Source organism: Sorangium sp. So ce295 (assembly GCF_051527405.1).
GTDB lineage: Bacteria > Myxococcota_A > Polyangia > Polyangiales > Polyangiaceae > Sorangium > Sorangium cellulosum_B.
Map to the genome: position 1 here is coordinate 3,919,169 of NZ_CP150324.1, position 15,102 is coordinate 3,934,270.

A 15,102-nucleotide genomic window follows, 5' to 3' on the forward strand; every position below is an offset into this window, starting at 1 on the left:
GATCGGCGGACAGGCGTGCGCGAGGCGCGTCGGGGTTCGCGCTTCAGGGCGAGGCGAGGAAGCGCGTCTGCCTGATCCTCGCGACGAAGGCGTCGGCGTCTCCGTTGTGGGTGAGATCGGGGCCGCTCACGGTCGGGAAGGTCGCCTCCGTCGAATAGGAGAACCCGGCGACGAACGCGTCGCCGCGCCAGTGCACCGCGATGTCTCTGCCGGCGTCCGTGCTCGAGCCGCCGATGAACCCCGAATAGACGAGGCTCGCGCCGGAGGCGTCGATCTTGGTCACGAAGGCGTCGAAGTCCCCGTTGTGGGTGAGATCGGGCCCCCCGACGGCGGGAAAATCAGCGGACGATGTCGCGCCCGTCAGGTAGGCACGGCCGGCGAGGTCGACCGCGAGCCCCGTGCTGCCGTCCAGGCTCGTGCCCCCGACATAGCCGGCGTAGACGAGCTCGGCGCCCGACGGGCTGACCTTCGCCACGAACGCGTCCTCGGCGCCGTTGTAGGTCAGGTCAGGGCCGATCTTGACCGGGAAGGTCAGCTCGTCGGAGGCAGTGTTCCCGGAGATATAGGCGTTGCCAGCGAGGTCCACGTCGATGCCCTGGCCGACGTCGGAGCCGGCGCCGCCGATGTAGCCGGCGTACTCGAGGCCGGTGCCCGCGGGGCTCACCTTGGCGACGAAGGCGTCGCCGGCGATGCCTCCGTCGTTCTGGGAGAGATCCGGGCCGACCTGGACCGGGAAGCTGTCCGCGCCCGAGAAGGTCCAGCCGGTGACATAGGCGGCGCCGGCCCAGTCCACGGCGATGGAGAAGGCCTCGTCCTGCGCGCTGCCGCCGATATAACCGACATAGACGAAGCCTGCGCCCGAGGCGTCGACCTTGGCGACGAAGGCGTCGGCGCCGCCGTTCTGCGTGAGATCGGGGCCCACCTGAGCGGGGAACGTCGATGCGTCGGAGTCAGCCCTCCCGGTCACGTAGGCGTCGCCGCAGCTGTCCACGGCGACGTCGAATCCGAGATCGGTCCCGGCGCCGCCGATGTAGCCGGCGTAGACGAGATCCTTGCCGGAGGTGTCGAGCTTCACGATGAACGCGTCGGACTGGCCGTTGTAGGTCAGGTCCGGGCCGATCTCGACGGGGAAATCGCTGGACAGCGTGATGCCTGTCACGTGGGCATGGCCCGCCCAGTCCACCGCGATGCCCCTGCCGAGCTCGAACCCGGATCCGCCGATATAGCCCGCATAGACGAGGGCGCCCTGGGGGTCCACCTTGGCGACGAAGGCGTCCTGACCGCCGTTGTATTTGAGATCGGGACCAACGGTGTCCGGAAAGGTCGTCCTGGTCGAGGTGGTCGAGCCGGTGACATACGCGTTGCCGGCCAGGTCCACCGCGATGTCCTCGCCGTCGTCCGAGCTGGATCCACCGATGAAGCCGCAGGTGATCAGCACGGCCGGATCGATCACCAGCGGCAGGGTCGGGTCGTAGGCGCCCAGGCGGAGCCCATAGGTCTGCGCCCCGTCCGGCGCGGGTGCCTCGAGGGCGTACGCGCTCGACACCGCCACGCGGCCCTCCGGGGTGTCCTGGAAGGACAGGGGCGCGTCGTCGGTGAAGCTGCCCGCCGGCGTGGAGATCTCGATCTGCCCGCCCTCGGTCAGGCGCACGGCGCTCGCGCCCCGGTAGGTGAGCCGGATCTGCGCCGGATCGGCCCCCGGCGCGACCACGAGCTGGTATTTCAGCGCGCGGGCCGTGCCGGAGATCTCGAGATCGACGCCGGGCCAGAGGTCCTCGTAAACCACCGCGGCATAGGTCGGGAGGCCGGTCCTCCACTGCTCGCGGGGGCCCGCGAAATAGCTGACGACCGCGCCGGTGGGATCCTTCCCCTCGGGCACGACGCCGGCTCGATGGCCCTCGAACTCGAGCCTCACCGCCCAGCGGGGGAGCGAGGCCTCCGGGGCGCCGGCCAGGACGAAGGTGATGCCGTCGGGCCCGAGGTGAACGGCCTTGTCTCGCCCCTGGACGTGATAGCCCGAGGCGGACTCCGCCGACCCTCGGCTCTCGATGAAATGGAGCGCAGGCTCGACCAGCGTCGCCTGCGGCCCGGCCGCGCTGTCGTCCGGAGCGGCGGGCGCTTCGCCGTCCATGCGTCCTGGCGCCGCGTGATCGCAGGACGAGAGGCCGAGCGCCCCGCCGAGAAGCAATGCAGTCCTCAGGATCGTCATCAACGTTCCCCCTTCCCGCCATGCGTCGTACGGCCGCGGCCGGGAGAGGCGGGGATGAAGGATACGACCTGACCCAGGGCATGCCAGGCGCCAGCCGGGGCCCACGGCAGGATGAGGGCGTTGCCACGCGGACGGCACGAGCGTGCCGTGGACCCGCGGAGGATCGCGCCCGCCGGCTTCACGCGATCTGCCCTCGTCTTGACGGCCTTCGCGTCAGACAGTCGAGACACAGAGGCGAAAGCCGATCGTGGTATGTCGCGCGACCTCGTGGCTCCAGTTGCGGTACGCGGACTGGAGCCTGCTCTCGATGCTGCGCCAGCACCCGCCTCGCAGCGGGCGCACCCGCGTCGCGCCGCCCACGCACGGATCGCGGCCGAGGCGCGTTCGTTCGAGGTGCGCGTCCGCGCGAAACGCGTCCAGGCACCAGCTCCAGACATTGCCGGCCATGTCGTGACAACCAAAAGGGCTCGCGCCGGCCGGGTGCGCGCCTGTCGGGCTCGGCCCGCCGCGATTCCAGTCCTCGGCGAAGCAGGCGCGTCGTTCGTCCGGGGGGTCGTCTCCCCAGGGATAGCGCCGCCCATCGAACCCGCGCGCGGCGAGCTCCCATTGCGCCTCCGTGGGCAAGGTCCCCCCGGCCCAGGCGCAATACCGCAGGGCTTCCGCGTAACTCACGTTCACCACGGGCCGGTCGGGCGCGTCGAGCTCTGGCCGGCCCGCGGAGGGCGGCGCCGCGGCGCCCGTCGCCTCCGCGAAGGCGTTGTATTCGGCGCGGGTGACCGGGTGAGCGCCGATCCAGAACGGCGACAGCTCGACGGGATGCGGCGGGTTCGGCGCCTCGGATTCGAAGATCGGCGCTTGGCCCATCGTGAAGGTGCCGCCAGGGATCCACACGAGGCCGGAGGGCGTCGAGCGTGGGGCTGTTTTCATGGCGTCCGGGAGCTCGCCGCCGAGCGTTGTGCCTCGAATGGCTCGATGGAAGGCCACATCGACGCGCGCCGGCAGCCGATACAATCCTCCGCGACCGGAATCCCGGCGTCGAGCAGCCTGCGCGCCGCCGAGAGCTCGAGCAGCCCGGATTGGAACCACACCAGAGGCGGACGCAGCACGAGCGCATCCTCGACGTGGAGCAGGAATTCCTCGGGTTTGCAGAAGACGTTCAGCACGTCGATGGGCGCGGCAAGCTCGATCAGGCAGCGGTGGACGGGCACGCCGAGGATCCGGGTCGCCTCGGGATAGCGGGTCGGAACCGGGAGGATGTGGTAGCCGACCTTCTGGAGGTAAAGCGGGATCTGGTGCGCATCGAGGTCCCGGCGGCTCTCCGGCTTGATCCCCAGCACCGCGATCGAGCGCGCATTCCTGAGCGTCCGTTCCATGTCCGCGGTGCCGAGTAGAGGGACGTCGAGCATCTTCTGCGCCGTGGAGAAGATGTAGCACTACGGCGGGAAGTCGGACGGGGAAGCGAGCCGCCATGACGCCAAGGGCGCCAGGAAACCAGGGAAATGGGAGGGGAAATGCCGGAACCGCACCTCCTCGCTCCCCTTGGCGACCTTGGCGGTTTTTCTGCCGATCCGGCGCTACTTGCCCGGCGCGAACGGCCCCATCGACGCTCGCCGCGTCCAGGTCGCGCCCTCTCTCACCATGCGCCTCACGTGGATCTGATAGCCGACCTCGCCGCCCGCGCCGTCGCGCGCTACCTCGATCTCGTTGTAGCCGTTGTGCTCCTGCACCTCCCGGCTCGAGAGCGACGGCGCCGCGGCGATTCGGATCGTCCAGTCCTCGTGCCACTCCGGCCACTGCTCCTTGCCGAACCAGCCTGTGTGGCTGTGGCCGTGGAGCACCAGGCAAAACTCCTTGTGCGCCAGCGCGTCCTTCACCTCACCTGCGTTGATCAGGCCGCCGAAGCGGGCGAGCTCGGTGGACGGCAGCGGGGACACCGGGTGATGCAGGACCGCGATCCGGATCGGCGCGTGCCACTGCGCCCTGCGCAGGCGCTGGAGATCCGCGTTGTGGACCAGGCCGGGGTCGATGCGCGCCACGTGGTCGCGCAGCGCCGCGGCGCGCTCGGCGTCCGGCTCCTCCATGGCGCCTTGGCGCAGGCGGCCGATGAGCGAGAGGAGCTCGTCCCGGACCGGATCCTCCTCCTCCTGGCCGCCGAACTCCGCCGATCCGAGCAGCGCGAACTCCACCCCGAGATCCGCATACCGCGCCACCGCGAGCGCCCGCGTCGCCGGCGGCTCCTCGAGCGGCGGCCGCGCGCAGCGCGGGTGATCGCCGAACGCCCGCGCGAAAGGCACGTGGCGCGCCTGCGTCCCGGCCTGCGCGGGCCCCGTCGCCTGCCGCCAGTCGACGTCGTGATTGCCGCCCACGAGCAGCACGTTGGGCTCGTCGGGCGGGAGGCGAGGGTGATTGGCGAGGTGCCTGGAGACCTGATCGAGCCAGAGGCGCGCCTGGGCGTACTGGGCGTCGTCGGCCCACTCGGCGACGTCGCCGGACACGACGAGCAGGTGCGGCGCGCGGCCGGCCGCGGCGAGCTCGGCGACGTGCTCGACGTAGTGATCGCAGACGCGCGGGGGGCCCAGCCCGCCCTTCAGGGTGTCGCCGTGCGGGTTCCTCTCCTTCACGTCGACGCGCTCGGCGGATTTCGGGCCGAAATGGATGTCGGAGACATGGTGGATCCGCAGCGGGCACAGGTTCGCTTCGAGGATCGGATCGGCGAGCACGGGGCGCCCGTCCCGCTGCTGGACGAGGCCGCAGCGCTCGAGCAGAACGACATTCTCGTCGCGAGGCGCTGCGCCGCGCGCGATCTCGCGGAGCACGCCCCGCTGCGCGTCGGTCAGCCCGTCCTCGAACACGGCGCGGTGATAGGCGAACTCCATGCGCTCGCTGCTCACGCGCGCCGTTCGCAGGAGCGTCCATGGGGTGTTCGCCAGAGCGGGAGATTGCTCGGCGAGCTCGAAGACGAGCTCGAGCAGGAAGGGATTCCGGCGCCAGGTGGCGGGCAGGTCGGGGAGGAGCGCCCTCGACACCGCGGTGCGGGCGAGCTTGAGCGCCTCGCTGTGCGTGAGGGGATCGAGGAAGCGCATGTCCCGCGAGCAGACGAGCCCGGCGTCGCCGGAGGCCGCGCGTTCGAGCGCGATCCACTCGGCCGGGCTCATCGCCAGGAAGATCCTTGTGTTGGCCGTGTAGAGGTCGACGCACCAGCGCAGGAAGGCGCTCGCGTCGCGCGGGCTGCCGCCCTGGCCGGCGAGCTGCGGCTCATCCAGGAGGAGCGTTGTCCCCGGCGGCACGCTGGGGAGCGTCCGGCCGAACTTGCGGAGGTCGAGGTAACGCACGCTCGTCTTGTCGGCGAGGCCGAGGTGGTGCTCGAGCGCCTTGAGCGTCCACGTCTTCCCGGCCCTGCGCGCGCCGACGAGCGGCCATATCACGCCGTTCACCGGCAAGGACTGCAAGAGATCCAGGAGGTGGCTGTGATCGCGGACATCGCGTTCCGGCGCGTAGGCTCTCCTCACGTCGAACGCGCGCGTCATGACTCCCTCCCTGTCGGTGTGGCGATCCGTCGAATCCAGTCGAAGAACGGCGGATCCGCGAGCCACGCCCCGAATGCGTCGCAGAGGCCCGCGTCGCAGAGGATGGCGACGTCCTCGGAAGGCAGCCTGCGCACCTCAGGCAGCGCCGCGTCGGGCGCGCCGCGGAGGGCGCCCAGCACGGCGCGCGCGCGCTGGGGCAGCTCGGCCCAGCGCGGGCGGAAGAAGGCCGCGTCGCGGTCGAGCAGGAGGCGCTGCTCGTAGAGCTCGCGCACGCCGGCGCGCTCGACCAGGGCGCGGCGCTGGCCTGCGCGGACGGCCTGGACGAGGGCATAACCCATCACCTGGAGATAGAAGGGCCACGGGCCGCAGAGCTCGACGATCCAGCGGGCTGTGCGCTCGGCCTCCACCGCGACGTCGGGAGGAGCGGTGTTGACGAGGAAGCGGATCGCGTCGGCCTCGGAGAGCGGACCGAGGTTGATGGGGGTGACGTCGTTGCCGAACGAGGAGCCCGGGGCGGCGGCGAAGGCGTGCTCGACGATGGTGACCCAGTCCCAGTGCGAGCCGACGAGGACCACGCTGGTCCTCTCCTGGCCGACGGCGCGGAGCCAGGCGAAGACGGTGGCGTCGGCCTGGTGGAGATTGGCGACCTCGTCGAGGAGCAGGACGGCGTTCCCGGCGCTGGAGAGGCGGTCGCGGAGGGTGAGCGCGGGGGTGACGTCGGACTGGAGAGAGGGGTCGAGGAAGACGGCGAGATCGTCGGCGGTGCGAAGGGGAGAGGCGCGGCCCTCGAGAGAGCGGTGGTGGACGGCGCGGGCAGGGGAGAGGCGCGCGGCGAGGTGGTGGAGGATGGATGTCTTGCCCGAGCGGCGCGGGCCGCGGAGCACCGCGGGGCTGCGGCTGTCGATGAGGGCGAGGAGCTCCGCGAGGACGGGGGCGCGGCCGGGAAGGGCGGAAGCGTCGGTGAGGGCGGGGCCGGGGCGGAAGGGGTTGGGGAGGGCGCCGGCGGGGAGGGAGGGGGATTCGAGAGCGATCTCGCGGATGGCAGGCGCCTGCGCGGGCGCGGGGACGGTGGTTGCGGAGGCAGCGGCGGCGAGCGCAGGAGCGGTGAGCGCTGGCGCAGGGGTGGCCGTCGCGGGGACAGCGGCGATGGGGCCGGGGGCCGCGGGGCCAGCCTTGATGACGTGCGCTTCGCCATCCCAGGGGATGCCGCCCGCGTAGCCGTGCCTGGCGAGCTCCTCTTCGAGGTTGTCGCCGCTGAGATCCCCGGCGAGCGCCGCCTTCACCTTGTCGGGGCGGTGGAGTACGTCGCGGAAGCCGGCGAGGGGAAGGTAAAGCGTGGTCGTCGCGTCGGGGTGCCGGAGGGCGAGGCGGGCGCGGTCGGGCTGGGTACCATCGAACAGGCAGAAGCCACCGGCAGTTCGGGTGAGGGTGGCGAGGCCCGCGGACTCGAACGAGGCGAGGAGCTTGCCGTCGAAGGCATTCCAGATCCGTACTGAATCGTCCCCGGCGCTCGCCACGCGCTTTCCGTCAGGGCGCCAAGCAATCGCTCGGATACGGGACGAATGACCCACGAGGCGAGCGAGCTCGTTTCCTGTGTCCGGGTCCCAGAGGCGCACCGTCCTGTCGTCTCCCGCGCTCGCCAGGCGCTTTCCGTCAGGTTGCCAGGCAACAGCCACGACCGCAGCGGAGTGTCCCACGAGGCGAGCGAGCTCGTTTCCTGTGTCCGGGTCCCAGAGGCGTACCGTGTTGTCTCCTCCGCTCGCCAGGCGTTTCCCGTCGGGATGCCAGCCAACGGCCGTGACCGAATTCGAGTGTCCCACGAGGCGAGCGAGCTCGTTTCCTGTGTCCGGGTCCCAGAGGCGCACGGTGTTGTCGCCTCCCGCGCTCGCCAGGCGCTTTCCGTCGGGATGCCAGGCAACGGCCCTGACCCGAGCCGAATGACCCACGAGGCGAGCGAGCTCGTTTCCTGTGTCCGGGTCCCAGAGGCGCACCGTGTTGTCGAATCCTGTGCTCGCCAGGCGCTTTCCGCCGGGATGCCATGCCACGGCGGTGACCAAACTCGAATGTCCCCCGAGGCGAGCGAGCTTGTTGCCAGTGCCCAGGTCCCAGAGGCGCACTGTGTTGTCGCCTCCGGCACTCGCCAGGCGCTTCCCGTCGGGATGCCAGGCCACGGCCGTGACCGAATTCAAATGTCCCACGAAGCGAGCGAGCTCGTTTCCTGTGTCCGGGTCCCAGAGGTGCACCGTGTTGTCGCCTCCGGCGCTCGCCAGGCGCTTTCCGTCGGGATGCCAGGCCACGGCTCTGACCGAACCCGAATGACCCACGAGGCGAGCGAGCTCGTTTCCGGTGGCTAGGTCCCAGAGGCGCACCGTGCTGTCGCCTCCGGCGCTCGCCAGGCGCTTCCCGTCGGAGTGCCAGGCAACGGCCGTGATCGAATTCGAGTGTCCCACGAAGCGAGCGAGCTCGTTTCCTGTGTCCTGGTCCCAGAGGTGCACCGTGCTGTCGCCTCCGGCGCTCGCCAGGCGCTTTCCGTCGGGATGCCAGGCAACGGCCCTGACCGAACCCGAATGACCCACGAGGCGAGCGAGCTCGTTTCCTGTGTCCGGGTCCCAGAGGCGCACCGTCCTGTCGTCGCCGGCGCTCGCCAGGCGCTTCCCGTCGGGATGCCAGGCAACGGCCCTGACCCGAGCCGAATGACCCACGAGGCGAGCGAGCTCGTTTCCTGTGTCCGGGTCCCAGAGGCGCACCGTGTTGTCGAATCCTGTGCTCGCCAGGCGCTTTCCGTCGGGGTGCCAGGCCACGGCCCTGACCCGAGCTGAATGACCCACGAGGCGAGCGAGCTGGTTTCCGGTGCCCAGGTCCCAGAGGCGCACCGTGTTGTCGTTTCCTGCGCTCGCCAGGCGCTTCCCGTCGGGATGCCAGGCCAGGGCCCTGACCCGAGCCGAATGACCCACGAGGCGAGCGAGCTGGTTTCCGGTGCCCAGGTCCCAGAGGCGCACCGTCCTGTCGTCTCCGGCGCTCGCCAGGCGCTTTCCGTCGGGGTGCCAGGCCAGGGCCCTCACCGAACCCGAATGTCCTGCGAGGCGAGCGAGCTGGTTTCCGGTGTCCGGGTCCCAGAGGCGCACCGTCCCGTCGTCTCCGGCGCTCGCCAAGCGCTTGCCGTCAGGCGCCCAGCCGATCGCATGGAGGGCTGCGGTGTGTCCCGAGACGAGCTCCGCCTGCACCAGCGGCGGTACCGGAGCAAGGTTGCGCCCGCGTTTGATGAGCCCGTTCTCTCCCGCAGCCAGCCATGCGCTCACGTCCGCGCCCTCGGCTCGCACGTCCTTCCAGAGGCCTCCTGTCCAGGTCGACTGCCGGAAGACCGCGCCCGTGAGGTCCGCCGCCTCGACCACGGCACCGTTTGCCTCGGCCTGGGTGAAGTCTGCGCGATGCGCGATCACGCGTCGGAGGAGCGCTCCGTCGAGCTTCGCGCCCGACAGCGTGGCTCCGCTCAGCACGGCGCCCGTCAGATCCGCTCCGGAGAGATCGGCGCCGGCGAGGTTCGCGCCCTCCAGCTTCGCGCCGGCGAGGCGCGCCCCGCGAAGATCCTCGCCGGCGAACTGCGCCCCGCGGAGATCCGCGCCGCCCGGGATCCAGTCCGCCGCATCACCTGCCCATCGAGAGAGGCCGAGCAGCAGCCGGAGGGCGTTCTCGGCGGCCTCACCGGGTTGCTGGAGCGGCCGCCGATCCTCCGCCAGGAACGACTGGACCGCGCGGACCGCGCTCGCGCGCCTCGGCTCCCCGTCCGTCCTCAGGATCTCTCCGACGAACGCCGCGACCTCCTGCGTTATCGGCCTCGTCCGGAGCGCCTCCTCTGGCCGCTCAGGCAGCGTCGCGACCAACGCGCGGGCGAGGAAGTACTCGAGGAACGACTTGTGCGCGAAGCGATACCCGTCCTCGCCCTCGTGGACGAAGAACGCTCCGCCCTGGATCTCCAGGAACGCCGCGCCCGGCGGCATGCCCTCGGGCAGGAGCGGGAAGAGGCGAGCGCGGACCGAGCTCTGGAGCTCCTGCCACGTGCAGGTCGCCTTTCCAGACCGCCAGAGCTGCTCGGCGAGCGCCTCTGCGAACTCCTTCTTCTGCTCGTCCGTGAAACATTCCGGGTCGTCCTTCTGCGTGTTGTCGAGCCATCGCTTCAGGTACGCCTCGTAGAGGTCCGCCCGGCCGACCTGGGCGCCGGGCGAGAGGTCGTCCAGCGTGGCCAGCACCATCCCGAGCAGCAGCGGCCGGTGCACCAGGTCCTTGAGGTCGTAGATCCTGGCGATGCGCGAGAGCGCCGCCGCGGCGCCGCCCTCGCCGCGGATTTGCCGCACGAGATCGCGCACGTGATCGTCGGTGAACGGCTGGACCACGACGCGCCGGATCCCCGCCGGCGCGCCGAGCGCCTGCGAGAGCGCGCTCTCGGTCGTCGTCGTGAGGTGCGCCTGGCTGGGGAAGTAGTTGTCCCGCGAGGAGACGATCACCTTTCCTCCGCCTGCCGCGATCTCGAGCAGCCCGGAGAGCCGGCCTGCGAGCTCCGCGGCCTCGAGGCGCGTCGCCATCTCGTCGAAGCCGTCGAAGCAGGGGATGAGCAGGCGATGCCGGGTGAGGAGGCGCACGGCAGCGCGGTTCTCGGGAACATCCTCGAGCCGGGCGGCCTGGAGCAGGAGCTGCTCTGCGCTCGCCGACGGGGACGCGCCGGCGAGGTTCACGAGGAGGGGCAGCGGCGTCGCCACGGATTCCCAGCGCCTGTCGGCCCACACAGCGAGCGCGGTCGATTTCCCCAGCCCGAACTCGCCGAGGACGAGGGCCGTCGGCTCGCCCGACGACAGCCATGCGTCGAGGGCGCCGAGTATCGGTGTGGGCGCTCCGCCGTCGACACGGGCGTCGGCCTCCACGAACCTGCCGTCGACCTCGCGCAGCCGCTGGTCGCGGAGCGCCGCGATCACGGCGCGCGCCCCGCCGAAGCGGGGCAAGAGGCCCGCGATCCGGTCCCGCCGCACGTTCGGTGGGACCTCGTCGAAGACGGCGCCCGAAAGCCCGGTCTCGGCGAGCGCGGTGAGCAGTCCGTCCGAGCGACCACCGACGGATCCCTCGCCGCCGTCGGTCCACAGGGCCCACCCCTCGTCTCGGGACGATGCGATCAGGATCGCGGGTGGAACACTCTGGTTCTCCGACGAGACACCAACGGTCGCGACACGCTGTCTCCCCTCCGCCGTCGCGAGCAGGCGAAGGTCCTCTGCCGCGTTAATCTGATGCTCCGAGAACCGTAGGACGTGCCCGTGCTCGTCCAGCTCCTCGACGGGCCGCCGCGCTTCAGCGTCAGCCACCGCCGCGCGCCGGAGGCGATCCTTGACGACATCGATCAGGTCAGCGGGTCGCCTCTGAAACGCGAGGACCCACCCCCCGACCCGCTTCGTCCCGAGCGCCGCCGGGTCGAGCCCTCCCGGCAGCACCACCCGCACATCCGGCGCCGGCCTCTCGTCCTGCCTGCTCTCGTCGACCTCGCGCGGGCCCCGCACCGCCTGCGCCACGGCCCCGAGCGCCGCTACCCCGTCGCTCGTCCACTCGCCGACCCCCCGCGTCGCGTCCACCGCCTTCCGGAGCCGCGCCTCGACCTCGCCGAACCCGGCCTCCCGCGCCTCGCGCTGCGCCATCCACCCGAACACCACGTCGGCGGCAGCGCCGGCCGTCGCCGCCCGCAGCGCCGCGAGCGGCAGCACCTCCGCCGGGACCACCACCTCCCGCGTGAACTGCCGTAGCTGCTCGACGCTCGTCACCCTGTCGAGCTCGCCGTACAGCCGCCTGAGCCGCCTCCCCCGCGCCGTGGCCCCGGAGAGCGCGCCCGCATTCAGCAGCACGTCGCGCGCGTCCTCGAGCCGCGCGACGAGCGCCTCCAGCGCCTCGTCGTCGTCCCGCGCGAGCAGCTCCCGCGCCCCGTCGAGCCATCGCGCATAGGCCTCCCCGGCGGGATGCCCCCGGTACACGAGCGTCGCCTCCGCGATCGGCACCACCGGCCGAGGCGCCGCATCCCGCGTCGACGCCCCAGCCCGGTCGTGACCGAGGTCGACGTCCGCGACGATCACCCCTTCATCGCCCGCCTCGAGATACCCCGCGCGATCAGGGAACCGCCGCAGCTCATGCTCCTGGTCCTCGTCGACGTACACCGATGTGCCGCCGCCCTCTGCGCCGTCGCAATAGAGCACCGGCCGCCCGTACTGGCGCGCCTCCTCCCACGCCCACAACTTGCCCGCGAGCTCCGTCTGCGTGTGGTGCGGCGTCAGGCTCGGCACCGCGAGAAAGCGGCAAGCCCCGAGCCGCTCCGCGACGAGACGAGGGGGCGGTTGGCCCTCTCGAAGCAGGAAATCCAGATAGACCATCACGCCCATGGGCCCCGGAAGGCCGTCCGGCATCTCAATAGGCGCCCAGGCCTCGCCCGCGCGCATCGAGCTCCGCTCCGAGATCGACGGGCTCAGCTTCGCCTGCAGGCCGAGCAACCTGCCGCCGTGGAGCACCGGGCACACCGACTGTCCGACCGCGGGGAGCGCGGCCGCACCGAGCCGCTCGTACACCCCGGATCGCCGTGCTGCCCGGTCGACCGTGTGCGTCCCGGCCACGACGACCATATCGCCCGCGGCCTCGGCGACGCCCTCGAGGATCTCCCACGGGACGCTGTACTCGGGGAGCACCGCGATCCTCGCGCCGTACTCGCGGCACGCGGCGAGCACCGCCCTCACCCGCGCGAGGAGCTGCGCGTCGTACGCCTCCCGGATGCGCCGCCGGAGCGCGTCGAGCTTCGGCTTGATCGCCTCCGGCACCTCGCCCCGCGACGGCGCGAGCGAGTCCGACGCCACCCTGGGATCGAACAGCGGATCCTCGAGCGGCGATCGTCGATCCAGGACGATCGCCGGATGATAGGCGAGCTGCACGACGGCAACCCGCGTGTACGTCGACCCCTCTGCCGCCTTCTGCACTCGATCGCTCCCCGCTGCCCGGCGTGTCCGTTTCTATCACTCCTCCGTCAGAGCCATACAGTCACCGGTGCACGGTGACCGGGAGCCGGCCACGGCGAAAGATCGGCCGCCGGAGCCGCGGCGCCCCCAGCGCGAGCGCGGCCCCGCACGCGAGCGCGAGCGCCGGCAGGTAAAACCGCGGCAGCGCCACCACCGCCTCCAGGTGATGCCGGCCGGGCCCGACGCGCACCGCGAAGAAGCCCGGGGCGACGCGCCTCGTGGCCAGCTCGACCCCGCCGTCCCGCACGCGCCAGCCGCTGTACGCCGTGGCGCGGAAGACCACGTCGACCGGCGCCTCGGCGTCGACAATCGCCTCGTACGCGCCCGGCTCGCGCGGCGCCTCGCGCACGCTGGCGCGGGCCGCGTCGCAGCCGTCGTCCGCCACGGCCACGCGCTCCAGCGGGCCGCGGGCCGCCTCCAGCGCCACGAGCTCGCCAGGCGTGTCGAGCACGGTGCGCGGCTGCTCCAGGTGCTCGAAGAGCGCCGCGAGCAGATCCGCCTCCCGCCCGCGCCACACCTCGCGCACGCACCCGAGCCCCACGTAGTCCGTGCCGCCCACCCGCCGGGACAGCTCGACCTCGCTGCGCCTGTCCACGAGCGCCCACGCCTCGGGCGGCCCCGGCCGCTGCGTTGTCAGGTGGATGAGCGTGCGGATGCCGAGCGCCTCCGCGCGCGCGGCGCTCCCGGGGCGCTCGGGCGCCACCTTCAGGAAGGCCGCCGCGTGAACGCCCACATGCGCGCCCGCGCCGGTCGAGAAGGCCATCGGGACCGCGCGGCGGAGATCGGCGGCGTGCATCATCGAGCAGGTCGCGAACTCGTCCTCGACGGCGTAGCTCGCGCGGCCGTGCGGCGCCTCGGCGAGCCAGCGGGCGATGAGCTCGGGATTGAAGCCCTCGGCGGGCGGCGGGCAGCGGCGCGACGCGACGAGCGCGGCCTGCTTCTCTGCAAGGACGTGGAGATCGGCCGCGCGGGCGGGGATCTCGAGGGCCGCGACGAGCGCGAGCGCGGCCGGTAGGACCGCGGCGAGCGCGGCAGGCAGGAGCCCGGCGAGCGCGGGGCGCGAGCGGCGCGCGCCCCGCGCTGCCAGCGCGGCGCCGATGCGCGCGAGCGCCGCCGCCGCGAGGTCGAGCGCGCTGAGGATGGCCGCGGCCGCGACGAGCGGCAGGAGGGCGAGGGCGCGCATCGGCTGGAACAGCGAGAGCATCGCGCGGCCGAGCGGGCCTGCGCCGGCGATCCAGCCGCCGCTCATCGACAGGAGCAGCGCGACCGCCGACGCCGCGAGGACGGCCCGCGACGCGGGGGCCCGGAGGCGCGTCGCGTGCAGGAAGCAGGCGGCGATCCACGCGGAGCCGATCACCGGGGCGTGCGCGAAGTCGAGCAGATCGCCATCGAGCATCCACGGCAGCACGCGCTCGGGCCCGAAGCCGATGTGCCGCCAGCCGAGGCCTGCAGGCCACCCGAAGGGCGCGGCCATCGACGCGATGCCGGGGCCGTAGAGCGCGGCCGCGACAAGGCCGCCGCCGGCGAGCGAGCGGAGCACGCGCGCGCACAGCCGCCGGTCCCACGCGGCGATCGCGGCCGCGCCCAGGACGGCGGCGCTCACCGTGAAGACTTGCGGGTGCGTCGCCGCGCAGGCGGCGGCGAGCGCCGGCCCGAGCTCGAAGCGGGCGGGGCGGATCACCGCGGCTGCCCACGCGATGACGAGGGGGATGACCAGGATCTGCGAGAGCAGCCCGAGGAGGAAGAACGACGGCCACCCGCCGGCGAACTGCACGTACGGAGCGACCCACGCGAGCGCCACCGCGCCGGCGGCGGCCGACGCGGGCCGCGCGCCCACCGCGCGGGCCGCGGCGAGGACGACCAGCGGGGCCCCCGCGAAAGCGGCGAAGCCGAGCCCCTTCACCGCGACCACCGGCGCGACGCCGAGGCGGATCAGCGCCGCCACGAGCAGCCAGCCGACCGGCGGGTAGTGCAGCGCGACCGGGAAGCCGCCGTTGTTCGTGGCGATCCACCCGTGCGGCAGGCCGCTCGTCGCGATGTCGTACGCGATGGCGAGGTGCGAGATCGTGTCCTTCGACAGCGCGGCGCCGGGCCCGGCGAGCGCGGGCGCGTCGCGCAGCGCGGGCAGGAGCGCCACCGCCACCGCCGCGGCGGCGGCGAGCCAGGCGAGGCGCGGCGCGGGCCCGGGCGCGGCGGCTACGGCCTGCGAGGGCGCGGCGGCTACGGCCGGCGAGGGCGCGGCGGGCCCGGCGGCCGCGCCGGCGCGGAGCTCGGCCAGCCGGAGGACGAGGACGCCGAGCGCGAGCAGGAGGTAGAGCATCGACAGAGCTCGCCG

At 72.5% G+C, this 15,102-nt stretch carries 6 protein-coding genes; all 6 read right to left on the reverse strand.

Features of this window, described 5'->3' with window-relative positions; genetic code table 11:
* Positions 1 to 43: 43 nt before the first annotated feature.
* The 6 genes from WMF11_RS14990 to WMF11_RS15015 all read right to left on the reverse strand — a co-directional run bounded on the left by WMF11_RS14990 (position 44) and on the right by WMF11_RS15015 (position 15,087).
* On the reverse strand, positions 44 to 2,209 hold the full coding sequence (locus tag WMF11_RS14990; RefSeq protein WP_437977933.1) for an SBBP repeat-containing protein: 2,166 nt from the start codon (positions 2,207 to 2,209) through the stop codon (positions 44 to 46).
* Positions 2,210 to 2,422: 213 nt separating this feature from the next.
* The gene (locus WMF11_RS14995; protein ID WP_437909057.1) at positions 2,423 to 3,136 is read right to left on the reverse strand and encodes a formylglycine-generating enzyme family protein; all 714 of its coding nucleotides are present in this window, start codon (positions 3,134 to 3,136) and stop codon (positions 2,423 to 2,425) included.
* Positions 3,133 to 3,615 (reverse strand): CoA-binding protein, encoded by a 483-nt coding sequence (locus tag WMF11_RS15000; protein WP_437909058.1) that lies wholly within the window; start codon positions 3,613 to 3,615, stop codon positions 3,133 to 3,135. The genes WMF11_RS14995 and WMF11_RS15000 overlap by 4 nt, the downstream gene beginning before the upstream one ends.
* 168 nt (positions 3,616 to 3,783) lie before the next feature.
* A complete protein-coding gene (locus WMF11_RS15005; RefSeq protein WP_437977934.1) occupies positions 3,784 to 5,736 on the reverse strand; it encodes a metallophosphoesterase in 1,953 nt (650 codons plus the stop codon).
* Positions 5,733 to 12,728 carry a pentapeptide repeat-containing protein gene (locus WMF11_RS15010; protein ID WP_437977935.1) on the reverse strand — a complete coding sequence of 2,332 codons (6,996 nt, stop codon included), beginning with the start codon at positions 12,726 to 12,728 and terminating at the stop codon, positions 5,733 to 5,735. Before WMF11_RS15010 ends, WMF11_RS15005 begins: the two co-directional genes overlap by 4 nt.
* Positions 12,729 to 12,789: 61 nt before the next feature.
* Positions 12,790 to 15,087, reverse strand: coding sequence for a hypothetical protein (locus tag WMF11_RS15015; RefSeq protein ID WP_437977936.1), 2,298 nt, complete (start codon positions 15,085 to 15,087; stop codon positions 12,790 to 12,792).
* Positions 15,088 to 15,102 lie beyond the last annotated feature (15 nt).